Below are 26,790 nucleotides of genomic sequence, written 5' to 3' on the forward strand. Positions count from 1 at the left end.
GGTATAAAAACTGGTATTAAAAACTTGACATAATAACCCTTAAATGAGCGGATCAACAATTATATTTTACATGCTGGCGGCACTTACTTTAGTGAGTGGTGTGCTGGCGGTTACCACACGGCAGATTTTCAGAGCAGCCATTTTTTTACTTTTTTCTTTAATAGGTATCGCAGGTTTGTATTTCTGGATGCAGTATGATTTTATTGCAGCCGTTCAGATAGTGGTATATGTGGGTGGCATAACGGTGCTGATCATCTTCTCCATTTTTTTGACACAGCAAGCCGGGGAGTTATTACCCAAACAAAAAATCGGAAGACAAATTTTTTCAGCACTGGCCGTGTTTTGCGGCTTTGCACTAACCATGCTGCAATTATTTCAGCATTCATTTAAACCTACCGCCGGGCAGCCGGTTCTGCCAATAGTAGCTAACATAGGCGATCGTATGCTGGGCGTTGCAGAGGATGGATTTGCCTTGCCTTTTGAAGTTGTGAGTATGTTACTGCTGGCGGCATTGATTGGTTGTATTGTAATTGCTTTACGTTCTAAACCTGCAACATCATGATGGAGCCTGGATTAAACCATATTTTAGTTATTAGCGCAGCCTTGTTTTTTATTGGTGTGTTTGGATTTTTTACAAGAAGAAACCTGGTTACTATGCTGATGAGCGTTGAACTGGTGCTCAACAGTGTAAACCTGAACTTTATTGCTTTCAACAAATATGTATGGCCCAACAAAATGGACGGTTTATTCTTTGCCATTTTTGTAATTGCCATTGCTGCGGCAGAGGCGGCGGTGGCGATAGCCATCATTATCAATTTATACAGAAGCCATCACTCCATTGATGTAGAGAATGCTGAAGAAATGAAATTTTAAAGGTTCGTTATTTTAAAACCAACGAACGACTACTATATTATGAATGATTTTTTACAAATGCCATTGCTGCAGATACTGCCTGCAGGAAAAGGTTCAGCACTGGCCCTGTTACTGATTCCGTTACTACCATTTGCTGGTTTTTTATTGCTCGGGATTTTTGGCAGAAAACATATCAAAAGCGCATCGGGGGTTATCGCTACAACCTTATTGCTTGTGTCTGCAGCCCTATCTCTCTACACTGCATATGGATATTTTTTCGATTATGGAAAAGTGAATGGGGTTTACCAAAAATTTATTGCAGTTCAATATACCTGGCTCCAGTTTTCACCTGGCCTTTCAATAGATTTAGGCATCTTGCTGGATCCAATTTCAGTGATGATGCTGGTAGTGGTTACGTTTATTTCACTGATGGTGCACATCTATAGCTTAGGTTACATGAAAGGTGAAGAAAGGTTTGCAACTTATTATGCATTTCTTGGCTTGTTCACTTTTTCTATGCTTGGTTTGGTAATGGCTTCCAATCTTTTCCAGATGTATCTTTTCTGGGAGCTGGTAGGCGTTTCATCATTTTTACTGATTGGATATTATTACAATAAACCTTCTGCTGTTGCCGCATGTAAAAAGGCTTTTATCGTTACAAGGTTTGCCGATCTTGGGTTTTTAATTGGGATATTAATTTTATCCTTTCATGCCGAAACGCTGGATTTTAATACGCTGATTGAAAGACTCACAATAGATGGCAGTCATGAGTTGCATACTGCTTACTCTTCCATGTTTTTGGGTGCATCTGCGCTAACCTGGGGTGCGATATTGATTTTTATTGGCGGCGCTGGCAAGAGTGCCATGTTTCCATTGCATATCTGGTTGCCCGATGCTATGGAAGGTCCTACGCCGGTATCTGCATTGATACATGCTGCCACCATGGTAGTTGCAGGTGTTTATCTTGTAGCAAGAATGTTTCCTGTTTTCAGCATGTCTGCCGGTGCCATGCACCTGGTTACTTCAGTGGGCATTTTCTCCGCACTGTTTGCAGCAATAATCGCCTGCACACAAACAGATATAAAAAGGGTACTTGCTTATTCTACTATGTCGCAGATAGGTTTTATGATGTTTGCATTGGGCGTTTCAGGCAGTAATTTAATTGAAGGTTCGTTAAATTATGCTAACCTTGGTGCAGGCTACACGGCTTCTATGTTTCATCTTTTTACACACGCTATTTTTAAAGCCTTGTTATTTCTTGGTGCTGGTTCTGTTATTCATTTTATTCACAGCAACGATATGAAGGATATGGGCGGACTTAGAAAATATTTGCCCATTACGCATATTACGTTTTTGGTTGCATGCCTGGCAATTTCAGGGGTTCCTCCGTTCGCAGGGTTTTTCAGTAAGGAAGAGATACTGCTTGCAGCCTGGCAACATAACAAAATGGTTTATTATGTTGCGTTGTTTACATCCGGTCTTACTGCATTTTATATGTTCAGGTTATACTTCAATATTTTCTGGAACAAAGGAGCGATTGTGCATGGTGAACACCATGGAGAGGGTGGCTTTGTGATGATGCTGCCACTGATATTGCTTGCAGTCGGTGCTGCAACGGCGGGCTTTATTCCTTTCGGGAATTTTATAACTGCTGATGGCAAATCATTGGAAAGCGAATTTCACTGGCAGTTTTCAATAGCGCCGGTGGCCATTGGTATAACAGGAATTTTTACAGCCATGTGGCTATATAAAAACGAAAACAATAAACCTGCTGCCATTGCCAGCTCATTGGGTGGCCTGTATAAAGCTGCTTATCATAAATTTTATATTGATGAAGTATACCTCTTCATCACAAAAAAGGTACTGTTCAATTTAGTGGGCAGACCTGCGGCCTGGTTTGATAAAAATGTGGTGAATGGGTTGGTAAATATGACGGGCAATACGACGCTAACTATTTCTGATAAAATCAAAGGATTTCAGTCGGGTAAAGTACAGCAATACGCCATTTACTTTTTAGCAGGTGTAATAGGTTTGGCAGTGCTGTTTATTTATATCTGGAAATGATAAATTTTATATTGCTGTTGAAACTGAATAAAGCTTCTTAAATAAGATAAAGGGCCAGACTTAATAAGATAATTCGAAAACGAATACATGAATTTACCAGTACTAATATTATTGCCTTTGCTCACCGCGGTTGTAATACTGCTGATGCGCAATGCAACACAGGTTAAATGGGCGGCATTGGCAGGTGCTGCTGCACAATTTGTTTTGGCGTTTGCATTGCTGTTTGCCTTTCGCAGCGAAAGGGCTGCAGGCAATGAAGCACAGATGTTATTTGAGTTGCAGTACAACTGGTTTCCGGCATGGCATATCAGTTTCCATTTGGGAGTAGACGGTATTTCTGTTGCCATGATTTTGCTTACATCATTTGTTGTAATCGCCGGTGTGCTGGTTTCGTGGAATGTGGAAAAGATGACAAAGGAGTTTTATTTTTTACTCATCTTGCTGAGCCTCGGTGCATATGGATTTTTTATGTCGCTTGACCTCTTCATACTTTTCTTCTTTCTTGAAATTGCGGTGATACCAAAATATTTACTCATTGGTATCTGGGGCAGTGGTAAAAAAGAATATGCAGCTAATAAGCTGGCGCTGATGTTAATGGGAGGTTCAGCATTAGTGCTGGTAGGTTTGCTGGGTGCTTATTTCGGCAGCCCCACAAAAACATTTGATCTGATGACTTTGTCTCAATTGAATATCCCTGTGTCAGTTCAGCATATTTGTTTCCCGTTATTATTTGTTGGCTTTGGTGTGTTTACAGCCTTGTTTCCATTTCATACCTGGGTACCGGATGGTCATTCTTCTGCGCCCACTGCAGGATCTATGTTCCTGGCAGGTATATCCATGAAACTCGGTGGCTACGGTTGTTTGCGGGTAGCTACCTACATCATGCCCGACGGTGCGAAGGAATATGCCAACATAATTATTGTGTTGTCTGCCATCGCTATTTTGTATGGAGCCTTCGCTACTATGATGCAGAAAGACTTGAAATATATCAACGCTTATTCTTCAGTAAGTCACTGCGGTTTTGTTTTACTCGGTATCGGTATGTTAACTAAAACAGCTATGACAGGTGCGGTAATGCAAATGGTATCGCATGGTTTAATGACGGCCCTTTTCTTTGCTGTTATAGGCATGATTTACGAACGTACACATACAAGACAGGTAAATGAAATGGGCGGCTTGTTGAAGGTAATGCCGTTTATTACGACGGTGTTATTCATAGTTGGATTGTGTTCGTTGGGTTTGCCGGGGCTGAGTGGATTTGTTGCAGAGATGACTGTGTTTATGGGTTCCTGGCAAAATACTGATGCGTTTCATCGCATTGCTACCATTGCCGCCTGTATGAGTATTGTTGTAACCGCAGTATATATTTTAAGGGCTATCGGTCAAACAGCTATGGGGCCTTTAAAAGCGGGGTATGAAAATTTAACGGACGCAACCTGGAATGAAAAAGCCGCTGCTATCATTTTAATTGCGGGCATTGTAGCTATTGGTGTTGCTCCGTTTTGGCTCAATGACCTGGTTAGTCCGGCAACAGAAATAATAATGAAAAAACTGGCTGCTGTTACGGCCGGTATGTAGAACGACTGAGCCATCTTAATTAATGCTCTTGTTATTTCAACTGAAAAAAGAGCACACATTTAAACTGTATGTTAAACGAATTTTTGATATTGATGAAATCTGAACTGGTGCTTTGCTGCATCATTTTCCTGCTATTATTTATTAAGGTGGGAACAGATATGACAAACGAGCGACTTGTGCCTTTGGTGCAGGTTTTATTGCTGGTAAATGTAGTGGCCAGTTTTATTTTTAACCAGGAGGGAACGTTATTTGGCGGCTTGTTTACTACGAATGCATTAATGGCTTTCCAAAAAAGCATTTTAAGTATTGGTATTTATTTAATCTCATTATTGTTTGCAGACTGGTTAAAGAAAAGCGAACACATGCCCGAGTTTTTTATACTGATGTTGTCGGCTGTATTAGGTATGTTTTTTATGATTTCCAGTGGCAGTTTACTCATGTTCTTTTTAGCACTGGAGCTTTCTACCATTCCTGTTGCAGCCATGGCCAACTTTGACCTGGAGAAAAAATTATCTTCAGAAGCGGCCATGAAAATGATTTTATCATCCGCTTTTTCTTCGGGCATTTTACTTTTTGGTATTTCTTTAATTTATGGGGCTACCGGTACAATTAATTTTGCTGAAATACCTGCTTTATTGGATGGAAGTCCATTGCAAATATTAGCCTTTGTATTTTTATTCACGGCCTTTGCATTTAAATTATCCATCGTGCCCTTTCATTTATGGACGGCCGACGTATACGAAGGTTCGCCTGTTGCAGTCACCTCTTTTTTATCCGTGATATCCAAAGGTTCTATTGCATTTATATTGCTTACCACATTGTATAAAGTGTTTGCACCCATGCAGGAAATTTGGTACAACATGGTGATGCTGTTATCGGTTATTACAATGATTGTCGGCAACCTGTTTGCATTGCGCCAACAAAACATCAAACGCTTTCTTGCATTTTCATCTATTGCCCAGGTAGGTTTTATATTGGTTGGCCTTAGCAGCAATTCGCCGCATGGAACCGCGTCGGTTGTGTATTTTATCCTGATTTATATTTTCTCTAACCTGGCTGCATTTGGTGTGGCAGGTGCTATTTCACAACAAACGGGTAAAGAGCGCATTGATGATTTTAAGGGCCTGTATCAAACCAATCCCTTTATTAGCTGGGTGCTGGCACTGGCATTATTTTCCCTGGCAGGTATTCCGCCAACGGCCGGATTTTTTGGTAAATTATTTTTGATCACAGCCGGTGCATCCAAGGGCAATTATTTCTTTATAACCGTGGCCGCGTTAAACCTGATTGTTTCATTGTATTATTATTTACGGATCATCAGGGCAGTGTTTATGGATAAAAATGATCAGCCAATTGAAAAAATTATTTTACTGCCTGCTACCAAACTGGGTATGCTTATTTGCGGGGCAGGTATTATACTTACTGGATTATTAAGCTGGGTATACGATTACATTACATCACTAACAATGTAATAAACAAATTATGGCGATTAATAAAAATCATGAGTTTGAAGAACTGGACGGTGTAAAATGCGGCATCGTGGAAAAAAATGTTTCACCTGAAAGAGTTCAGTTTTTAAAAAAGTTACTGGAGTATAATCATTTTACAGTCGTTGCAGTTCCATCACCACCACCAAAAGCTGCGCCGGCACCCGTGGTAAAAGTCGCAGAAGGAGCCGAACCTGCACCGGTGCCACCACTACCTCCTCCTGCACCGGAGACATTTACAGTGGGTGTAACTGATTATACTTTTAATCCTGTCAATGCTATATTCGGCAGGTTGTTACATACACCAGACGGGCATGTAGTAACGCAGGCTTACTGGCAACAGAAGGAAACGGTAAGCCATGATGAAGTGCCGTACTATGAAAGAGGTGTTTAATTAAAAGAAAAAGGAACTGCAAGCAGTTCCTCGTTTATTTAGGTATCTTTTCAATTAGTTTATTTTGCCCAATATCAGGTGCTTCACATCTGCCAATGCAATTCTTTCCTGCACCATGGTATCCCTGTAACGGATCGTAACGGTATTATCTTCTTTTGTCTGGTGATCAATTGTTACACAGAATGGCGTACCAATTGCATCCATACGACGGTAACGTTTACCGATGGCATCTTTTTCTTCATAAAAACACATAAAGCTGCCTTTACAATCATCCATCAATTGTTTGGCAATTTCAGGCAGACCATCTTTTTTTAACAACGGCAAAATCGCCAGTTTGGTAGGGGCGATTTTAGCCGGAATGCGCAACACAACCCGACTGTCTTCTGTACCATCTTCCTTCGTCCATTTTTCATTTGCATAAGCCAGGCTCATCACGGTCAGGAAGAGGCGATCTAATCCAACGGAAGTTTCTACTACGTATGGAATGTAGTTGCCATAAGGCTTACCGTCTTCTTTTAACTCATTGTCGAAGTACTGGATTTTCTTTTTGCTGTACGTTTGATGTTGTGTTAAATCAAAATCAGTTCTTGAGTGAATACCTTCCAGTTCTTTCCAGCCAAAAGGAAATTCAAATTCAATATCCAACGCTGCATCGGCATAGTGCGCCAGTTTTATATGATCGTGGTAACGTAATTTTTCCGGCGGTATACCCAGGCTTTCATGCCATTTTTTTCTTTCTTCTTTCCAGAAATTATACCATTCCATTTGTGTGCCGGGACGAACGAAGAACTGCATTTCCATTTGCTCGAATTCCCGCATGCGGAAAATAAACTGCCTTGCTACAATTTCATTTCTAAAAGCCTTACCGGTTTGTGCAATACCAAAAGGTATTTTCATACGGCCAGTTTTTTGCACGTTTAAAAAATTTACAAAAATACCTTGTGCTGTTTCGGGGCGCAAATAGATGGTGTCACTTTCTTCTGCCACACTTCCTATCTGTGTGCTGAACATGAGATTGAATTCCCGAACATCTGTCCAGTTACAAGTTTTGCTGATAGCGCATTTTATATTGTTGTCAACAATCAGTTGTTTAAGGCCCGCGTAATCACTTGCAGCAATTAACGCATCCATGTTTTTCAGCAGCGCAAATTCTTCTTCCTTTTTTCCTTCAAGCGCCAAAGCTTCTGCATGCGCTTCAATCAAATGATCTACGCGGTATCTTTTATTGCTGTCTTTGTTATCTATCATTGGGTCGCTGAAATTATCCACGTGCCCGCTTGCTTTCCATGTTGTCGGGTGCATAAAAATAGCAGCATCAATACCCACGATATTATCGTGCAGTTGCGTCATACTCTTCCACCAATAATCGCGGATATTCTTTTTTAACTGGGCACCGTTTTGTCCATAGTCGTACACCGCCGCCAGGCCATCATAAATTTCTGAAGATTGAAAAATATATCCATATTCTTTACAGTGAGCAATCAGCTCTGCAAAATTGTTCGATTCGTTTGCCATAATCCTGCAAAAGTAAAAAATAAACCCCTCAAAAAATGCGTTGAAAATATTATTTGGATACGGATTGTTTTTTCACCAGTTCTTTTACTTGAAGCAGAGCTTTATACATAGCATCATTGTCTTCAATAAATTGCCGCAGTCTTTCACTAGGAGGATGTGATAACCAGATAGCAGTGGTCGGTACCGAAGGTCAGACCGCGTTTTGCCGAAACAGTTATCCGGTCTGACCTTCGGTGCCGACCGGATAATTATTTCAGCTTTTCATTTTCCTTATGCCGTTCTCCATCCCGTAAACTCTTCTTTTCAAAATTTTTGTGTAAAGCATCAGTTAGGTCAACACCGGTTTGATTGGCCAGGCAAATCAACACCCACAATACATCCGCCATTTCATCACCCAAGTCTTTCCCTTTATCAGATTCTTTAAAAGACTGTTCGCCATATTTTCGAACCATTAATCTTGATAATTCACCAACTTCTTCCATTAAAATACCCAGATTGGTTAATTCATTAAAATAACGAACGCCAACTGTTTTTATCCATTGATCTACTTTAGTTTGCGCTTCTTTAATTTCCATAACACGAATTTTATTTTTAGCAACACGAATTTCAAAGCACTAATTACACGAATTAAAGTGCCATTTTGAAATACCACTCTTTTTGATACGAATGAGGGCTCACCAAAGTTGGCGATAATACCTAATTGCAACCCGGAAGCTTTTAAATAATTAATTGTTTGTTTTACGAACCCATTTATTATTACCGAACATGCTTTCACTTCAAGTATTATCGAACCGTGAACTACAAAATCAGCATTATACTGGTGTGGAAGTATGATTTCTTTGTAACTGATTTTAAATTGTTTTCACGGAATTAGGGAATGTTTTTTGTTTTAAATTCATATTCCAACGCATCTTTTATAAACAATCTCTTTAAAACCCATTCCAAGTTCCCGATGTACTTCCATACAAATTCCAATCAGCTAATAAGATTCTTCTTTTAAAACAATGTCTGACGTAAAATTGTATTTCAATTCGTGTAATTCGTGCCCAAAATTCGTGTTTATAAAATTAAAGTTATTCCTTCTGCTTAGAATCAATCCAAATGGTAACCGGCCCGTCGTTTACAAGTGATACTTTCATATCTGCACCAAATACGCCGGTAAATATTTTCTTCTCCAGATCGTTTTCCAATTGTTGAATCATCTTCTCGTATACAGGTATTGCAACAACAGACTTACTGGCACGGATATACGAAGGACGATTGCCTTTCTTGGTATTGGCATGTAAAGTAAACTGGCTCACCAACAAAATGTCGCCACCAGTTTCTTTCAACGATAAATTGGGCACTTTATCTGCATCATCAAAAATGCGCAGGTTAACAATTTTGTTGCTTAGCCAAACGATGTCATCTGCTGTGTCGGCATCTTCAATACCCAGCAATACCAGCAAACCATTGGCAATACTGGATTTTAGCTCTTCATCAATTGTTACTCCTGCAGTAGTTACTCTTTGTATTAATGCTCTCATGCAATAAAGATAACGACAGTTTTATTTTCATGGAAGCGTTAGTTATGCAAAACTTGTTGACTGTAAAAAACAGGTAAGAAAACTTATTGGTTCTGTTACTTAATGTAAAATTGCCAGCTCATAAAATACAAGTTGATATGACGTAGCTGATATAGTATTTTAAACAGAATTACAAAAAAATATCCGGAGCCATATGATGAAAATCATATCGACGACCTGTAATATCCTGTGCGCTTGTAATAGAAAAATTTATCCACCCTATTTGTGCACAGGTGTTGATATTTACCCTTTTGTTTGTTCAGCTACAACAAATATTTTCGTTATCCGTCGTTAACATTTCAATAACCCATCAATAAGTTTCTTTATCATGCCTGCACAGTATATAAGCAATCCCGGCCTCACTTTCAGCCGCCAGTTTACAAAAGAAGGAGTTTCACCATACGATATGTTTGAATACGATTACCGCACTTCGGTAATTAAAAATCCTTCAGGCGAAATTGTCTTTCAAATGGACAATGTGGAAGTGCCAAAACAGTGGAGCCAGATTGCTACAGATATCCTGGCACAAAAATATTTCAGAAAGGCAGGCGTGCCACAGGCAGATGGAAGTGTAGGCCGGGAAACTACTGTTAAGCAGGTGGCGCACCGTATGGCGCATTGCTGGCGTGTTTGGGGCGAGCGCTACAATTATTTTGCTACAGATGATGCGGCACAAATATTTTATGATGAACTTGTATATTCTATTTTGAACCAGGCTTGCGTCCCCAACAGTCCGCAATGGTTTAATACAGGCCTGCATGAAGTGTATGGCATAACCGGTAAACCACAGGGACATTATTATGTAGACCCTGTTGATGATAAATTAAAAAAATCAACCTCTGCCTACGAGCGTCCGCAACCACATGCATGCTTTATTTTAAGCGTGGATGACGACCTGGTAAATGAAGGCGGCATTATGGATTTGTGGGTAAGAGAAGCAAGGATATTTAAATACGGCAGCGGAGTTGGAACCAATTACAGCAGCATTCGCGGGGAAGGTGAAAAATTGAGTGGTGGCGGTACATCCAGCGGGTTGATGAGTTTTTTAAAAATTGGAGACCGTGCCGCCGGCGCCATCAAAAGCGGGGGCACCACCCGTCGTGCGGCCAAGATGGTTTGTTTGGATTTAGACCATCCTGAAATTGAAAATTTTGTAAACTGGAAAGTTGGGGAGGAAGATAAAGTAGCGGCTTTAATCGCCGCCGGTTATCCCAGCGATTATGAAGGCGAAGCATACAAAACCGTAAGCGGACAAAATAGCAATAACTCTGTTCGCATACCCAATTCATTTTTTAAAACGCTGGATAAAAATGGCGTATGGGAATTAAAAGGCAGAAGTGATGGCAGGATAATGAAGAGAGTAAAAGCAGCAGATTTGTGGAGTCAGATTACCCATGCCGCCTGGAAATGCGCTGATCCCGGAACACAATACGACACTACCATCAACGAATGGCACACCTGCCCGGAAGGCGGCCCGATAAGAGCAAGTAATCCTTGCAGCGAATACATGTTTTTGGATAACACCGCCTGCAATTTAGCCTCCGTAAACCTGCGCCGTTTTTTTGAAGAAAGCAATAATAGTTTTGATGTAAAAGGATTTGAATATACTAGCCGGTTGTGGACAGTAGTACTGGAAATATCCGTTTTAATGGCGCAGTTCCCATCAAAGGAAGTGGCGCAATTAAGTTACGATTACAGAACATTGGGATTGGGTTATGCCAACCTCGGCAGTATGCTAATGGTAAGCGGCATTCCTTATGACAGTGAAGAAGCAAGAGGTATTGCAGGCGCTATCACAGCGATCATGACGGGTGTTGCCTATACAACTTCTGCAGAGATGGCGGGCTTTTTAGGTGCCTTTGCCCGGTATGAAGAAAATAAAAAACACATGCTGCGTGTAATGCGCAACCATCGTGCTGCGGCATATGATGCACAGGAAGCCTACGAAGGCATTGAAATAAAACCACAGGGCATCAACGCAAAATACTGCCCGGATTATTTATTAAGTGCCGCGATTAAAGCATGGGATGAAGCGGTACAGCTGGGCGAAAAAAATGGCTACCGCAATGCACAAACAACAGTAATTGCACCGACTGGTACTATCGGTTTGGTTATGGATTGCGATACTACTGGCGTAGAGCCAGACTTTGCATTGGTGAAATTTAAAAAGCTAAGCGGTGGTGGGTATTTTAAAATCATTAACCAAAGCGTGCCTGCTGCTTTGCGCAATTTAAAATATACTGAAAGGCAACTGCAAGAAATTGTAAACTATGCCAAAGGTAATGCAACGCTGGAAGGAGCGCCTTTCATCAATACACAGACATTACTGGCAAAAGGATTTACAAAAGAAGAACTGGTAAAAGTAGAAGCTTCTTTAGGCAGCGCTTTTGAAATTGGCTTTGTGTTTAACGTATACACTTTTGGGGAAGCCACCTTGCAACGTCTTGGGTTTACGTCAGATCAATATTTTGATTTTGAATGGAGCCTGCTGGAAGCATTAGGATATACGGACGAACAAATTGAAGCCGCCAATATTTTTGTCTGTGGCACCATGACTGTTGAAGGCGCACCTTATTTAAAAGAAGAACACCTGGCAGTATTTGATTGCGCCAATAAATGCGGACAAAAAGGTGAGCGTTTTATACATGCGCATGGCCATATCCGGATGATGGCTGCGGCACAACCATTTCTTAGCGGGGCTATCAGCAAAACGATCAACCTGCCCAATGAAGCAACGGTAGAAGAGATTGCCGATTGCTATCGCATGAGCTGGGAGCTTGGTTTAAAGGCCAATGCACTCTACAGAGATGGTTCTAAATTATCACAACCACTCAGCAACAAATCAGATAAAAAGAAAAAAGCTGCCGGCGAAACTGAAGCAACCACAACAGAAGAAGAAAGCAATATTCAATCAACCGCAAGCCATCACAGCCAGATTGTTGACATGAGTAAACTAACTGTTGACGAGTTGCTGGATGAAGTAAGCAAACGCATGCAGAATAGTCCCGATACAGTGTTGAAAAGTAAGCTGGCAAAAATTGTTGAGCGTAAAAAACTGCCGGCCAAACGCAGGGGCTTTACGCAAAAGGCAAAAATAAACGGGCAGGCATTATTCCTCCGCACCGGCGAATACGGCGACGGAACTGTAGGAGAAATATTTATTGACATGGCAAAGGAAGGCGCTACCGTTCGCAGTATGCTCAACTGTTTTGCCATTGCTATTTCTATCGGTTTGCAGTATGGCGTACCGCTGGACGAGTTTGTAGAAAAATTTGTGTTTACCCGTTTTGAACCTGCCGGAATGGTAGATCATCCTAACATCAAGAGCACTACCTCTATCATGGATTTCATCTTCCGCTCGCTGGCGTTTGAATACCTTGGCCGCACCGACCTGGTGCATGTGCTGGATAAACCGGAAGTAGAAAATCTTGGCAACAGCAGCTGGGATGAAACAACGCCAACCATTGGCGAAAGAAAGCCGGAACTGAGTGAGGTAAGGGTAATGGGCGCCGCCGCCTCTTCTTCGCCCGCAGGCAACATTAATTCCGCTGCTGTTAAAGCGCAGTATGCTGCAGGCAATGACGGTACACAAAATTATATGAAGAGTATGCAGAGCGATGCGCCCTCCTGCAACACTTGCGGCCACATCACCATCCGCAGCGGTACCTGTTACAAATGTCTAAACTGCGGTAACAGTATGGGATGCAGTTAACAAGTTACTTTTTGGGGAAGTAGATATTACAGCGCCACTCAATTGAGTGGCGTTTGTATTTTACTGTCCGGGATAAGCCGCTTTATGGTACTGTATTGGCGCCGCAGCCGACAGGAGCTATCGGCTCTTGTACAGTTGCTTTTATTGAGCTTTGACTTCCTGGTTATTATTGTCAGCTTTGTAGACTAAATAGTATGTCTTGATATATGAGGTAAATTGCTTTTTAATAAGAACCGCAATATTCTTTTACCGATCACCTTTTTTTCAATTTGACATCTATAGGTTTTACCTTGCCGGTTTGTTTTATTCAGCTGTATATATTGACAGATAACAACCGGCCCATAAAAGCGGCAAATTGATCGAGAACAATTTAGAAAATAAGCGATACTTTTTAAAAGGTAAAAAGTAAAAGCAAAGGGCCAATATTATCCTTGCTTTATCTCAGTTTCTTTTTGTATCTTCTCAATTTTATCAACCCGTTGTACCAATGCATCCAGGTTACGGAAGTGGATATATGATTTGCGGTATTTGTTGGCATCAAATGCCGGAGAACCCATAAAGACTTCACCTTTTTTGGTGATGCTTTTTGAAATGCCGGATTGTGCAGTGATAATGGTATTGTCTGCAACAGTCAGATGCCCAACAATACCAACCTGCCCGCTGAACATACAATTCTTTCCAATCTTAGTTGAGCCGGCTACTACACCGTGCGCAGCAAAGTAAGTATTCTCTCCAATCTCCACATTGTGGGCAATGTGAATGAGGTTATCAAATTTTACTCCTTTACGTAAAATGGTAGAACCCAAAGTGGCTCTGTCGATAGCGCAGTTGGCACCAATTTCTACATCATCTTCAATTACAACGTTGCCTATTTGCGGTACTTTTTTATTATCACTTTCTGGATTGAACCTGAAGCCATCGCTACCGATGACGGTGCCCGAATGGATAATACAGTTTTTACCAATCTGAGTTTCAGAATAAATTTTCACGCCGGCAAACAGCGTGGTGTTATCACCAATTACGGCGTTGTCGCCGATGTATACCTGCGGGTAAATTTTTACATTGTTACCGATGATGGCATTTTCGCCTACAAAGGCAAATTCACCTGCGTATATATCCGAACCAACGGCAGCACTTTCTGAAATAAAAGATAATTTGGAAATGCCTTTTTTATTCAGCTTTACTTCATTGTACATCTCCAGTAATTTGGAAAAGGCATCTTCTGCTTTTTCTACTCTTATTAAAGTGGCCGTTACCGGAGCCGTTAAAACAAAATCTTTATTAATGATAACGATGGAAGCTTGTGTGCCATACAAATATTGCGTGTACAACGGATTGCTGAGAAATGAAATGGAACCAGGAACACCTTCTTCTATTTTTGATAATTTGCTCACGCTAACATCAGCGTTTCCTTCAATTTGTCCGTTTAACAGACCGGCTATTTGTGTGGCAGTAAATTGCATGGCAATAATTATTTTAGGTATTGATTAAAGGTAGCAGCTTATAAACAATTCAGCAATAAAAAGGCATTGTTAAGCGTGCATTTTCTGAAGACCTTTTACACCAATCATCTGGTTGCTTTCCTGGTCCCAGACCTTTAATTTGAAACAGGCATTCATGTCTTTTGGTGTGAGCCTGGTTATTTTGCAATTTTGTAATTCTTCAAAATGTTTCATCACTTCGGGTAAACGGTAAAAAGGTATTTTTGAATTCAAGTGGTGTATATGATGATAACCTATATTGCCCGTAAACCATTCCATCACCGGGCTCATCTTCATAAAGCTGGATGATTCCAGAGCTGCTTTTTCGTATACCCAGTTTTTATTTTCGTAAAACTCTACTCCCGGAAAATTATGTTGCGCATAAAATAAATAGGCGCCCATACCAAAGGCAATAATAAAAGGAAGAAAAAACATAAAAAACCAGGCCTGCCAGCCAATAAATACAAATAAGCAAACAGCTACAGTAAAATGCAGTATTAATGCAATCAGGCTATCGTAGTGTTTGCGTGGGTTGCTGATGAATGAACGCAGACACATCCCAATAATAAACATGGAAAAATAGCCCAGCGCAATGGTAACGGGGTGGCGGACTGCCAGGTAAATAAATTTTTGAGCCGCAGACATCTCAAGGTATTTCTTTCGTGTAACAATGGGATACGAGCCAATGCTGGCGCTGAACAATTTTGAATTGTGATTATGATGATGATCATGCGATCTTTTCCAGATACTTGTGGGCGACAGCATATACATACCAAAAACAGTCATGATAGCATCAGCTATTTTAGAATGCGTAAGGATGGTGTGATGTTGGTGATCGTGATAGATGATAAACATCCGTATCAGCAATAAACCGGCTAATACACTGCATAGTAATTTAAAAATTATTACCGGGGCAACTAAAGTGCCCGCCAGTGAGAGTATTAATAAAGAAAGCGTGGAAATAGTATGGAACCAGCTTTTGGATCTTATTTCTTTCGCAAATGGCTTAGTCGCTAATATCAGGTTTTTCCCCAGGAGCATTGTGGACATTTAGAAAGTAAAGATAACTTATTTCAATTTCAAATACGTTTGTGCTTCCATCTTTTATGCGCCCATAGCCATGTTTCGGGCTGCGAGCGGATATCTGCCTCCAGTTTTTTTGTATGCAATTCTGTGATATTACCTTCAGCATCAGCATATGGCGGCGATTGTAATAGCTCCGCCGTTAAGGTATAATAACCTCTTGTTAATCTTTTCACAGAAACGAAAACGATCGGGTATTTTACCTTTTTCGCTATCTTTTCGGTACCCATAAATACAGGAGTATCCTGCTGTAAAAAATTCATCCAGTGTGCGGTGGTTGGGTTGGGCGACTGATCTGCAATAAAAGCAGTGGCAGTAAGCTGGCTTCGGTTTTTTACAATATCCCTGAAGGTTTCTTTCATAGGTATCAGTCTTGTGCCAAACCTTTCCCGCATCCTGCAAATAAGACCATTAAAGTATTTGTTCGCCAGCGGGTGGTAAATTACGTACAACTGATGTTTACAACAAAGACTAAATGTGTTACCCGCCCACTCCCAGTTACCATTATGCCCCATTACTATAATGATGCTTTTATTTTCCTCAGCCAGTCCATTAAACAAGAGTGCTGCTGCAGGATCCAGACTACAATGCTTCAACATTTTTTCCGGACTTATGGAAAGGGTTTTAAAAGTCTCCAGCACCAGATCGCAGAAATAGCGAAAGAATTTTTTTTCCAGCACCAATATTTCGGCTGGTGTTTTTTGTGGAAATGAATTGGTAAGGTTTGTACGCACTACTGCTTTACGGTAGCCAACTATATAATATAAAAAAAGGTACAAGCCATCGGAAATAACATAGAGCAGCCGGAATGGCAGCACGGATAAAAGATAAATAAAAGGCAGTGTCAAGTAATAGATGAGTGCAGACAAGGAGTAAATAATTTGAGCGAAATTAAAATTATCCGGTGATTAATTCCTGCTGTTAACAAAATCTTTCAGGTAACAGCGGTATTAAGCGTAGGGTAAAAACAACTACCATATCGTCAATTGCCATAATCTTTGCAAGCCTGTTTTCGCTGAAGGTATAAGCCCGGTAACATGCTGTCTGCGTTTGATAGATTTGGTATCCTGTAACCTGATTTTCAACTAAATTTTTCCACCATGGTATCATGCTCTCAGCCAGGGCGTGGTGCTTAGCCGTGGGTCTTTAAAATAGGTATTCATTGGTTATAAAGATGAGAGTTATAATTTTTTAATTGTTGTAAAAACAGTTTGCGGCTAAAAATCTGTTATGATTTATACAATATCTTTACTACATGACTTCAACATTTTTTACATATAACAAGGGTAAAGTTATTCAGGCTTTGCGGTATCATTTTATTACCCGTAAGGAAATAAAAATCATGATGATCCTCGTGAATGTATTTGCCATTGTAGCGGCGGCTTTGTTCTTCATGAAAGAGGTATCAGCCGTATCGTTTTTATTAAGCTCTTTTTTATGGTTTGCATTGATGATCTCGTTTTGGTTTCTACTGCCACTAATCATTTACAAAAAGTCTGATACTTTTAAAGATAAGTTTAAGGCTACGCTGGGAGCTGAAAACTTTAGTATTGAAAATGAAAGAGGAAGCCGCAAGTGGCCATGGACCGCCTTTACCACCAGTATGGAAAGCCCGCATTTCTTTCATTTGTATTTTGATACCCGCTCTTTTTTTATAATTCCGAAAGATGCTTTTAAAGCTGAAGATTTACACGAAGCAAGAAAAATATTGTCAACAAAAATCCGCCATTAATTTACATCAGTATTTTTTCCATTACATGATGTTTGGTTTTTACTTCTTCAAATTGTTCCCCTTTAACAGTGTAGCCAAATTTTTCGTAAAAACCGATTGCCGTGTCACGGGCGTGCATAGTTAATATTTTGTAACCTTTATCGCGGGCGATATTTTCAGCAAAACTCATCATCGATTCACCAATACCCTTTCCCTGCAAGTTTTTTTGCACTGCCATTTGTCTTAGTCTTATACGCCGTTCATCTAACCGGGTTAAAATACAGCAACCCAATATTTCTTCTTCATCAAATGCTGCAATCAGTATGTCGTTTTTTTCGGCGTCAAGTTCCTCTTTAGTGAATGATAACCCAAGCGGTTTGCGTAATACTTCCAACCGCAGCTTCACCATTTGCTGGTATGCTTTGCTACCGTGATCAATTTGTTTTAAGGCCATAACAATCGTTTTTTTGGTTTCTGACGTTTCATATCGGGTAGCAGGGAGTACAATATACAAACTTTTTTATTTACCGGCGCGTCACTCAACATTTGGCAGAAGCAATAAATCAATCCGCTTAATCATGAAAAAGAAGAGACCGAAAATATATTTGTTGGTTTCAACTATCAACAGCAATTTTGCCTATTACAAAACTGTTCAGGTGGCATAAAAGGGGCTAGTTTGGCTTTATTTATATTTCTTTGTATTTATTGCAAAAAGTATATTTTTGCACCTGATTAACTAAATAATTACTACCATGTCAGACATTGCAACAAGAGTAAAGAAAATAATTGTTGACAAATTAGGTGTTGATGAAGCTGAGGTTACTCCGGAAGCTTCTTTCACAAATGATTTAGGTGCCGATAGTTTGGACACCGTTGAATTGATCATGGAATTTGAAAAAGAATTCAACATTTCAATTCCTGATGAACAAGCTGAAACCATCACCACTGTTGGTCAGGCTGTAACTTACCTGGAAGAACACGCCAAGTAATCTTCATCTCTTTTTTAATTATCGCAGGCAAATTTTATGGACTTTAAGAGAGTAGTTGTAACCGGATTGGGCGCCATCACTCCCCTCGGTAAATCCGTTGCTGAATATTGGCAAGGTTTATCTGATGGAGTAAATGGTTGTGATTTAATCAAACAATTCGATGCAGCTAAATTCAAAACCAGGTTTGCCTGCGAGGTTAAAGATTTCGATCCTACCAATTACCTCGACCGAAAGGAAGCCCGCAAAATAGATCGCTTTTCCCAGTTTGCATTAATCGCCAGCGACGAAGCTGTCAAGGATGCCGGCATCAGCAAAGATAATGTTGATGTTGACAGGGTAGGTGTAATTATTGGCAGTGGCATCGGTGGTTTAATTACCTTCCAGGAAGAAGTAATCAACTTTGCATCCGGCGATGGTACCCCACGTTTCAATCCCTTCTTTATTCCAAAAATGATATTGGATATTGCCGCAGGCCATATCTCTATCCGTCATGGTTTCAGAGGTCCTAATTATGCGGTGGTAAGTGCATGTGCATCTGCCACCAATGCCATTATTGATGCGTATGATACCATTCGTCTTAATAAAGCAGACATGATAATTACAGGAGGAAGTGAGGCGGTTGTAAGCGCTGCAGGCGTTGGTGGTTTTAACGCTATGAAAGCCCTGAGCGAAAGAAACGATGATTATAAAACAGCCTGCAGGCCATTCGATAAAGACCGTGACGGCTTTGTGATGGGTGAAGGTGCCGGAATACTAATCATTGAAAGCCTGGAACATGCTTTGGCAAGGGGTGCAAAAATTTATTGTGAAATAGGCGGCGGTGGCGCCAGTGCTGATGCCTATCATATTACCGCTCCGCATCCGGAAGGACTGGGTGCGCAAAACGTAATGCGTGCGGCATTAAAAGATGCCGGTATGAAAGCCGAAGATATAGATTACATTAATGTGCACGGTACCTCTACACCACTCGGTGATATTGCAGAAACCAAAGCGATCTTAAATGTATTCGGGGAACATGCTTACGATTTAAATATCAGCTCTACAAAAAGCATGACCGGACATTGCCTTGGTGCAGCAGGCGCTTTGGAGGCATTGGCATGTATACTTGCTGTTACAAAAGACATCGTTCCGCCCACCATCAATCACTTTACAGATGATCCGGAACTGGATCCTAAACTGAATTTTACCTTTAATAAAGCACAACACCGAACAGTAAATGCTGCACTGAGCAACACGTTTGGTTTTGGCGGTCACAACGCTTCTGTTATTGTTAAAAAATACGTTGCTTAACTACCCATGTTATTTGCAATGGGCATTCAATTATTTTAGACAGCACAAAACTTTGTACAGGCAATCTAACCGCTCGTACTCTTAGTTACAAGCGACAAAAAATATTTCTCTCAAATCACACTTGATTTCCTGTACGAAAATTGATTTATCCTCAAAAAAAAATAGTATTACAGTTGTAATTTCGGACTGCTTGTTTGTTAGTTATTATATTTTTTGATTGCAGTAAATAATATTAATTTCGAATTCACTTATTCTATCCAAGTTGAATTTATTTAAAGATTTTTTTACCGTTAATATTAAAAAGAAAGAGTTTAAAAAACAACTCAACAACGTGCTTGGCTTTACACCCGGTAATCTCAGTTTATACAGAACTGCTTTAAGCCACCGTTCGGTAAGGGAAGGAGCCGATGAAAACAATGAACGGCTTGAATTTTTGGGAGATGCGGTATTAAGTTCGATTGTTGCCCACTACCTTTTTATGAAATACCCTTACAAGGGAGAAGGGTTTTTAACCGAGATGAGAAGCAAGATGGTAAACAGGCAACAGCTAAACGACATCGGTATAAAAATGGGCCTTAAAAAAATTACCATCTATAATAAGTTTGACAGTTCACTAAAGATATCCCAGATATTTGGCAATACGCTGGAAGCATTAATTGGTGCTGTTTATCTTGACAAAGGCTACGATAAAACCCAGTCATGGGTTGAAAAATATATTATCTCTACTCACATGTTTATTGACGATTTGGAAGGCATTGAAATCAACATTAAAAACAAATTATACGGGTGGGCAAACAAAAATGGCAAAGCGCTCGAGTTTGCTACACTGGAAGAAAAATTTGAAAATGGCCGCCGCTTGTTTACGATTGGTGCTACAGTAGACGGAGAACTGGTTGCACAGGGCAAGGGGTTTAATAAAAAAGATGCCAGCCAAATTGCCGCACAGCTCGCTGTTGACAAACTCGGATTGTAAGCCATTTGCAAATCTGCATACAAGAATTTCACACAAAATTTATAGCTCAAATTTAAGTACGAAGGTGCTAACTTTATTGCATGGATTTTAGGTAATTGCATTTGATGCAGATAATAAAATTTTGGGTAAAATGAACCTTACTGTGCGCATGAAGAAGTAGAAGTAAACATCGGTCATCCCAATTTTAAGTATATCAGTACAATCACTGAAATGCTGGCTACGTTAGAATAAAGAAATATGAATTTTGGAATATTAGGTAGTGGAAGCTGGGGAACAGCACTGGCAAAAGTTTTAACAGACAATGGCCAGACAATTTATTGGTTCAACAGAAACCGGAAGGCTATTGATCATTTGATGCTTCGGAAACACAGTGCCCACTATTTGACTGCTGCTTATTTCGATGTGCACCAGTTGAAGTTGACAACGGATGCGGCAGAAGTTATTGCACAATCTGATTGTATTGTGATAGCCATACCATCTGCTTATGTTGAAGCCACATTGGAACCGCTTGATAAGAATGCTTTTGAAGGGAAAAAAATTGTCAGTGCGGTAAAAGGGATTTTGCCATCGCAAACGTTGTTGTTGAATGATTATTTAAAAAATAAATTCGGTGTTGCGCTACAGGATTACTTTACAGTTCTCGGCCCCTGTCATGCTGAAGAAGTGGCCGCTGAAAAATTATCTTATCTTACTTTTTCTGGCATAGATGAAATGACTACGCATCATATCGCCCAATATTTTAAAACCGATTATTTAAACACTATTGAGAACAATGATATTTTTGGAGTTCAATATGCAGCTGTTTTAAAAAACATTTATGCGGTAGGGGCCGGCATGGCACACGGGCTGGATTATGGAGATAATTTTCTGAGCGTTTTGATTGCCAATTCCGCGGACGAGATGGCGGGCTTTTTAAAAATGGCCGGTATAAAAAATGTAGAAGTAGGCCATATTCATAACCGCAATCACAATTATGCATCCTCAGTTTATTTGGGCGATTTGCTGGTAACATGCTATTCGCTTTTCAGCCGTAACAGGACCTTTGGAAATATGATTGGCAAAGGGTATTCTGTAAAATCCGCACAGATAGAAATGAGTATGGTAGCAGAAGGATACAATGCCAGTAAATCAATGCATATCATTAATCAAACTGTAAAGGCAGATATGCCGATTGCGGATACGGTATATGAGGTTTTGTGGGAAGGCCTGGATGTGAAAGAAGCCTTCGGTAAGATTGAGCCTTATCTTGTTTAGTAGTAACCGTTTTTTGATTTAAAAAAATAAATCGGCGGCAATACCATCAGCAAATAATTTCCCTTCTTTTGTTAATATGATTCTTTTATCATCAGCAAAAACCTTTCCCCCCAGTTTCCATTTTTCACTTGCAGATTGCAGCTGACGGGTTATTTTATTTCCAAACCTTTCTTCAACAACACCAAGACTCAGCCCTTCGATAGTTCTAAGCGAAGTCATGATGTATTCATTTAATTGCTGTATTGCTGTTAAATTTTCTTTCTCGAAAGGAATAACATTATTTTTTAAAGACTGAATATACAAGGCATTGTTGGCAATATTCCATTGCCGGCTTTTACCGTCAAAGGCATGAGCCGAAGGTCCAAAACCGTAGTATCTTTTTCCCTGCCAGTAACTGCTGTTATGTTTGCTTTTCATCCCTGGTTTGGCAAAGTTGCTTATTTCATAATGATCATACCCGGCCAGTTCCATCCAGTCCATCAGTAATATAAATTGCTCTGCCTGTTTGCCTGCATCAACGGGCTCTTTTTTATGTTGATTAATCATTTTATTCAGCGCCGTCTTTGGTTCTACCGTGAGCGCATAGCATGAGATATGCGGTATGTTTTTTTCAAAGATGGTGTCAGTATTTTTTTTCCACTTATCATTCGTTAATAAGGGGGAGCCGTAAATCAGGTCAACAGAAAAATTAGTAAATCCGGCATTTTTTATATCCTCGATACATTGAAGGGATTCAGTCGCCGTGTGAGCCCTGTTCATCCAAACCAATTCTTCTTCTATAAACGACTGGATGCCTACGCTAAGCCTGTTGATTCCAATTTTTTTCCACAACTCTAATTTTGCGGGTGTAATGTCATCGGGGTTGGCTTCCAGGGTAATTTCAATTTTCTCACTAAAAATAAATTTTTCATGTAGCGCTGCCAATAATAATTCGAGATCTTTTATATCAATGATACTTGGCGTTCCTCCGCCAAAATACAGCGTTTCAATAGGTTCTTTTTTATTAGTAACAAGTAGGTCACTTTCTTCTGTACCTATTGTGGTAAGTGAAATCTCTTTTATCAACGCTGCAATCATCTCATCTTTTAATTTCAGCGAAGTAGAAAAATGAAAATTGCAGTAGTTGCAAGCCTGTTTACAAAATGGAATATGAACATAAATACCTGCCAAGCTGCTTAATAATTTAGTTTTGCGATATAATATTTAATCTTGATAACAGTTTATAGAAGCATGCAAAGGAAAACAAGGAAAACAATTTTCAATCTCCGGTTATTCGTGGTGGTGATAGTTAGTTGTTTTTTTGTTGCACAGGTTTCTGCCCAATACCAGCTTCGTATACAATATCTCAGCAAAGATACTCTCTTTCAGCCGCAGGCATTAAAACTGCAAACCAGCTTCACCAATCAGTTAGCCTGTGAAGACTATATTAATAAGCTGACTGCATTGTTAAATTCCAAAGGATATGCGGCTTCGTCTATTGATACAGTAAAGTACGACAGCAGCTTTGCAGAAATAGCATTATACCTGGGAACTCAGCAAAACTGGGTTCAGTTAAAAACTGTCGGTATTGAAAAAAGGGCGTTGGATGAAAGTGGCTACATGAGTAAAAATTTTACCAACAAGCCCATCAACTTCACACAACTGACCTTTATAAAAGAACGGCTGCTGAATTATTATGAAAAGAATGGTTATCCTTTCGCGGCTGTATTTTTAGATAGCATCCAGCTTAAAGAAAATAATGTCACGGCCATATTAAGCGCTACCCCTGGACCATTGTATCACATCGATAGCATCCGCATCAACGGCAAAGCAAAAATTTCCAATAACTTTTTGCAGCATTACCTGGGCATTCCTAAAGGAAGTGTTTACAATAAAGAGAAACTGGAACTGGTAAGTAAACGTATGCTGGAATTGCCTTACGTGCAGGAGCAGCAACCTTCTGAATTGATGATGTTGGGTACCGGCTCTATATTGAATGTATACCTTCAGCCCAAGCGTAGCAGCCAGGTTAATTTTTTGATAGGATTTTTGCCCGCCAGTGATGCTACCGGTAAACTGCAGTTGACAGGAGACGTAAATTTAAATTTAAAAAATTCGCTCGGAAAAGGAGAGACCATTTTGCTTAACTGGCAGCAGTTGCAATTAAAATCACCGCGTTTAAATTTAGGTTTTCAACAACCCTATATTTTTAATTCTCCTTTTGGTATTGATTTCCTGTTTGAAATGTTTAAAAAAGACTCAAGCTTTGTACAATTAAATGCACAGCTGGGAGTGCAATATCTCTTATCAGCCAATCAATCCGGTAAATTGTTTATTCAAAAACAAAATTCCTTTTTGCTGGCAGCCGGTATAGACACCAATCAGATTAAGGCAACCAAGCAGCTTCCTGCAAATATTGATGTTAGTGCCGTTAATATTGGAATTGATTACAATTTTAATAATACGAATTACCGCTTCAATCCAAAATCAGGCAATGAGTTACAGTTGTATTCTACCATAGGTATAAAAACCATCAGCAGGAACAATGATATCATAAGCCTGACCGACCCCGCCTTTAATTACGCTTCCCTGTATGATTCGCTTAAATTGAAGGGGTACCAGTTAAGGATAAAAGCGATGGCGGCGCATTATTTTACAACCGGTAAACGTAGCACTTTAAAAGTTGTACTTAATACAGGCGTTTTCAACAGTCCAAATGTTTTCCGGAACGAATTGTTTCAAATTGGCGGGTACAAATTGTTACGTGGATTTGATGAAGAAAGTATTTATGCTACCCGCTACCTGGTTTCAACTGTTGAATACCGGTACCTTGTCGGCCTAAACTCTTATTTGTTTGGATTTGTGGATGCGGGCTGGGTAAAAAATAAATACCAGACTGTAGATGTTACCAGTAATTTCATCAGTACTGGCATCGGAATTTTATTTGAAACGAAACTCGGTTTGCTGAATATGAGTTTTGCGGTTGGCAAACGCAACGATGTTAATTTTAACTTAAGCCAGTCATCCAAAATACATTTTGGGTATATCAATTACTTTTAGAAAATTCAATTTAATTTTACTGCATAAATTTTTTGATTGAAACAGGTTTTATATTTATTTCTGCTGATCGCTCTGCCTGTTTTAACTGCTGCACAGCATCCCGATAGTATCAATACAAAAATAGTCGATACGGCTTCAACTAAAATGCCGGATAGCGCCGGGATTAAAGCGAAAGACAGCGTTGCCATTAAATTGGACTCGTTAAAAAAACTGCAACCACCTTATCGTATCCTACTGCAAGAAATCCTGAAGGAAAACAAATTTCTGGATATCAGCAGCACCCCTTTAGCAAAGAAAATTTATGTCCGGAAACAGCAACCTGACGATAGTGTATTTTACGCACTGCTGATTTTGGTTGCTGCTTTATCTTTTTTACGATTCTTTTATGTCCGTTATTTCAATAACCTGTTCCAGGTATTTTTTAATACATCCTTACGGCAAAGTCAGCTAACTGACCAATTACTGCAGGCCAGGTTACCCTCTATGCTTTTTAATTTAACGGCTGCTTTTTCCGGGGGTATCTTTTTTTATTTTTTGTTAAAGTATTTTGGCTGGGTGAATGAGCGAAAGCCGTTGGACGTGATGCTATTAAGCAGCTTTTTTGTAATGGCTATCTATTTTTTGAAATATGTCTCCTTAAAATTTACCGGATGGTTGTCAGGCTATTCCAATATAACCAACACCTATATTTTTATAATTTTTCTTATTAATAAAATACTGGGTATTCTTTTATTACCACTTATTATTGTAATGGCCTTTTCTATTCCTGTGTTGATAAAAGTATCAGTAATGATTGCAATTTTATTAACTGCGCTTATGTTTTTGTTGAGATTTTTCAGGTCATATAGTTTGCTGCAAAACCAGGTAAAAATAAGTGCCGCCCATTTTATGCTTTACATTGCAGGCGTGGAATTAATGCCGCTTTTGTTGATTTATAAGGCCTTGTTGTTTTTATTAAGTAAAAATATCTAACTTTGTAAAACCATTAATATTCTCATTTTTCTATGGTTAAGAACGGGGAAACAAAAACAGATCAAAAAAGCCAGGTGGTTAAAAAAGTATTGATTACCCAGCCAAAACCGGAAGGCGAAAAGTCACCCTATTTTGATTTGGCAAAAAAGCACAATATCGAGTTACATTTCCATCCATTTATAATTATTGATGGCATTCCCGCCAAAGAATTCAGAAAACAAAAAATAGAAATCCCAAATTATACAGCAGTTATTTTTACAAGCCGGAATGCAATTGACCATTTTTTCAGGGCCTGCGATGAAATGAAGATTAATATTTCACAGGATACAAAATACTTTTGCATTACAGAATCGGTAGCACTTTATCTCCAAAAATTTATCCTTTACCGCAAGCGCAAAGTTTTTTATGGTGCCGACGGTACCAATAAGAGTTTGTTCGATGTAATAAATAAGCATAAGGACAATGAAAAGTTTCTTTATCCCTGTTCGCAATCGTTTGATAATGAGATTACCAACTGGCTAAAAAATAATAATTGCGAATATGCCACCCCAGTAATGTATAAAATTATCAGCAATGATGTAAAAGAAATTATTTCCAGAAACTACGATGTGATATGTTTTTTTACACCCGGTGGCGTTAAGAGCCTATTGGAAAATTTTCCACATTTTAAGCAAAATGGAACCAGGATTGGCGCTTTTGGCGCCAACACTTTTAAAGCAGCAGAAGAAGCTGGTTTAACACTCGATATTAAGGCGCCACAACCGCAGGTGCCCAGTATGGTGAGTGCGCTGGAGCTGTATTTAACCTCCCTTAAAAAGAAATAAGTCTTTC

General features: G+C 39.7%; 23 protein-coding genes and 1 pseudogene. 15 read left to right on the forward strand and 9 right to left on the reverse strand.

Annotated elements, in window-relative coordinates; genetic code table 11:
* Positions 1-43 precede the first annotated feature (43 nt).
* The 6 genes from QWZ08_RS23160 (at position 44) to QWZ08_RS23185 (ending at position 6,375) form a co-directional block, all read left to right on the forward strand.
* A complete protein-coding gene (locus tag QWZ08_RS23160; protein ID WP_290339974.1) occupies positions 44-562 on the forward strand; it encodes an NADH-quinone oxidoreductase subunit J family protein in 519 nt (172 codons plus the stop codon).
* Positions 559-873 (forward strand): NADH-quinone oxidoreductase subunit NuoK, encoded by a 315-nt coding sequence (gene nuoK, locus QWZ08_RS23165; protein ID WP_290339975.1) that lies wholly within the window; start codon positions 559-561, stop codon positions 871-873. The genes QWZ08_RS23160 and nuoK overlap by 4 nt, the downstream gene beginning before the upstream one ends.
* Before the next feature lie 39 nt (positions 874-912).
* Positions 913-2,916: an NADH-quinone oxidoreductase subunit L gene (nuoL, locus tag QWZ08_RS23170; RefSeq protein WP_290339976.1), complete on the forward strand. Its 2,004-nt coding sequence runs from the start codon at positions 913-915 to the stop codon at positions 2,914-2,916.
* A gap of 87 nt (positions 2,917-3,003) precedes the next feature.
* The gene (locus tag QWZ08_RS23175) at positions 3,004-4,494 is read left to right on the forward strand and encodes a complex I subunit 4 family protein (protein WP_290339978.1); all 1,491 of its coding nucleotides are present in this window, start codon (positions 3,004-3,006) and stop codon (positions 4,492-4,494) included.
* A gap of 68 nt (positions 4,495-4,562) precedes the next feature.
* Positions 4,563-5,966 (forward strand): NADH-quinone oxidoreductase subunit N, encoded by a 1,404-nt coding sequence (locus tag QWZ08_RS23180; RefSeq protein ID WP_290339979.1) that lies wholly within the window; start codon positions 4,563-4,565, stop codon positions 5,964-5,966.
* 10 nt (positions 5,967-5,976) lie between these two features.
* Positions 5,977-6,375 carry a hypothetical protein gene (locus QWZ08_RS23185; protein WP_290339980.1) on the forward strand — a complete coding sequence of 133 codons (399 nt, stop codon included), beginning with the start codon at positions 5,977-5,979 and terminating at the stop codon, positions 6,373-6,375.
* A gap of 54 nt (positions 6,376-6,429) precedes the next feature.
* On the opposite strand, the gene QWZ08_RS23190 is transcribed toward QWZ08_RS23185, so the two are convergent.
* The 4 genes and pseudogenes from QWZ08_RS23190 to dtd all read right to left on the reverse strand — a co-directional run bounded on the left by QWZ08_RS23190 (position 6,430) and on the right by dtd (position 9,416).
* Positions 6,430-7,890, reverse strand: coding sequence for a glycine--tRNA ligase (locus QWZ08_RS23190; RefSeq protein ID WP_290339981.1), 1,461 nt, complete (start codon positions 7,888-7,890; stop codon positions 6,430-6,432).
* Positions 7,891-8,138: 248 nt separating this feature from the next.
* A complete protein-coding gene (locus tag QWZ08_RS23195; RefSeq protein ID WP_290339982.1) occupies positions 8,139-8,465 on the reverse strand; it encodes a nucleotide pyrophosphohydrolase in 327 nt (108 codons plus the stop codon).
* Positions 8,435-8,854 (reverse strand): annotated as a pseudogene (locus QWZ08_RS28260) (GxxExxY protein). The gene QWZ08_RS23195 and the pseudogene QWZ08_RS28260 overlap by 31 nt, the downstream one beginning before the upstream one ends.
* Before the next feature lie 109 nt (positions 8,855-8,963).
* Positions 8,964-9,416 (reverse strand): D-aminoacyl-tRNA deacylase, encoded by a 453-nt coding sequence (gene dtd, locus QWZ08_RS23200; RefSeq protein WP_290339983.1) that lies wholly within the window; start codon positions 9,414-9,416, stop codon positions 8,964-8,966.
* A 367-nt stretch (positions 9,417-9,783) separates the two neighbouring features.
* On the opposite strand from dtd, the gene QWZ08_RS23205 reads away from it, so the two are divergent.
* Positions 9,784-13,167: a vitamin B12-dependent ribonucleotide reductase gene (locus tag QWZ08_RS23205; RefSeq protein ID WP_290339984.1), complete on the forward strand. Its 3,384-nt coding sequence runs from the start codon at positions 9,784-9,786 to the stop codon at positions 13,165-13,167.
* A gap of 425 nt (positions 13,168-13,592) precedes the next feature.
* On the opposite strand, the gene lpxD is transcribed toward QWZ08_RS23205, so the two are convergent.
* The 3 genes from lpxD to QWZ08_RS23220 form a co-directional block, all read right to left on the reverse strand.
* Entirely contained in the window at positions 13,593-14,630 is a 1,038-nt protein-coding gene (gene lpxD / locus QWZ08_RS23210; RefSeq protein WP_290339985.1) for a UDP-3-O-(3-hydroxymyristoyl)glucosamine N-acyltransferase, read from the reverse strand.
* Positions 14,631-14,699: 69 nt separating this feature from the next.
* Entirely contained in the window at positions 14,700-15,698 is a 999-nt protein-coding gene (locus QWZ08_RS23215) for a fatty acid desaturase family protein (protein WP_290339986.1), read from the reverse strand.
* Positions 15,699-15,727: 29 nt separating this feature from the next.
* On the reverse strand, positions 15,728-16,600 hold the full coding sequence (locus QWZ08_RS23220; RefSeq protein ID WP_290339987.1) for a lysophospholipid acyltransferase family protein: 873 nt from the start codon (positions 16,598-16,600) through the stop codon (positions 15,728-15,730).
* 386 nt (positions 16,601-16,986) lie between these two features.
* Here QWZ08_RS23220 and QWZ08_RS23225 point away from each other — a divergent pair, with 386 nt between their 5' ends.
* Entirely contained in the window at positions 16,987-17,463 is a 477-nt protein-coding gene (locus QWZ08_RS23225; protein ID WP_290339989.1) for a YcxB family protein, read from the forward strand.
* Between the two features lies 1 nt (position 17,464).
* On the opposite strand, the gene QWZ08_RS23230 is transcribed toward QWZ08_RS23225, so the two are convergent.
* Positions 17,465-17,896 carry a GNAT family N-acetyltransferase gene (locus QWZ08_RS23230; RefSeq protein ID WP_290339990.1) on the reverse strand — a complete coding sequence of 144 codons (432 nt, stop codon included), beginning with the start codon at positions 17,894-17,896 and terminating at the stop codon, positions 17,465-17,467.
* Positions 17,897-18,194: 298 nt separating this feature from the next.
* Here QWZ08_RS23230 and QWZ08_RS23235 point away from each other — a divergent pair, with 298 nt between their 5' ends.
* From QWZ08_RS23235 to QWZ08_RS23250, 4 genes are all read left to right on the forward strand, one after another.
* The gene (locus QWZ08_RS23235; protein ID WP_290339991.1) at positions 18,195-18,431 is read left to right on the forward strand and encodes an acyl carrier protein; all 237 of its coding nucleotides are present in this window, start codon (positions 18,195-18,197) and stop codon (positions 18,429-18,431) included.
* A gap of 36 nt (positions 18,432-18,467) precedes the next feature.
* Positions 18,468-19,721: a beta-ketoacyl-ACP synthase II gene (gene fabF, locus QWZ08_RS23240; RefSeq protein ID WP_290339992.1), complete on the forward strand. Its 1,254-nt coding sequence runs from the start codon at positions 18,468-18,470 to the stop codon at positions 19,719-19,721.
* Between the two features lie 262 nt (positions 19,722-19,983).
* Positions 19,984-20,694, forward strand: coding sequence for a ribonuclease III (gene rnc / locus QWZ08_RS23245; RefSeq protein ID WP_290339993.1), 711 nt, complete (start codon positions 19,984-19,986; stop codon positions 20,692-20,694).
* A 237-nt stretch (positions 20,695-20,931) separates the two neighbouring features.
* Positions 20,932-21,948 (forward strand): NAD(P)H-dependent glycerol-3-phosphate dehydrogenase, encoded by a 1,017-nt coding sequence (locus QWZ08_RS23250; RefSeq protein WP_290339994.1) that lies wholly within the window; start codon positions 20,932-20,934, stop codon positions 21,946-21,948.
* A gap of 18 nt (positions 21,949-21,966) precedes the next feature.
* Here QWZ08_RS23250 and hemW read toward each other — a convergent pair whose 3' ends face one another.
* Positions 21,967-23,118: a radical SAM family heme chaperone HemW gene (hemW, locus tag QWZ08_RS23255; RefSeq protein ID WP_290339995.1), complete on the reverse strand. Its 1,152-nt coding sequence runs from the start codon at positions 23,116-23,118 to the stop codon at positions 21,967-21,969.
* A gap of 60 nt (positions 23,119-23,178) precedes the next feature.
* Here hemW and QWZ08_RS23260 point away from each other — a divergent pair, with 60 nt between their 5' ends.
* The 3 genes from QWZ08_RS23260 to QWZ08_RS23270 are packed head-to-tail and all read left to right on the forward strand — an operon-like array spanning position 23,179 to position 26,783.
* Positions 23,179-24,987 carry a BamA/TamA family outer membrane protein gene (locus QWZ08_RS23260; protein WP_290339996.1) on the forward strand — a complete coding sequence of 603 codons (1,809 nt, stop codon included), beginning with the start codon at positions 23,179-23,181 and terminating at the stop codon, positions 24,985-24,987.
* A gap of 36 nt (positions 24,988-25,023) precedes the next feature.
* Positions 25,024-25,959 (forward strand): DUF4271 domain-containing protein, encoded by a 936-nt coding sequence (locus tag QWZ08_RS23265; RefSeq protein WP_290339997.1) that lies wholly within the window; start codon positions 25,024-25,026, stop codon positions 25,957-25,959.
* Between the two features lie 32 nt (positions 25,960-25,991).
* On the forward strand, positions 25,992-26,783 hold the full coding sequence (locus QWZ08_RS23270) for a uroporphyrinogen-III synthase (protein WP_290339998.1): 792 nt from the start codon (positions 25,992-25,994) through the stop codon (positions 26,781-26,783).
* Positions 26,784-26,790: the final 7 nt, after the last annotated feature.

Origin of the sequence: Ferruginibacter paludis, assembly GCF_030409685.1 — a bacterium.
GTDB lineage: Bacteria > Bacteroidota > Bacteroidia > Chitinophagales > Chitinophagaceae > Ferruginibacter > Ferruginibacter paludis.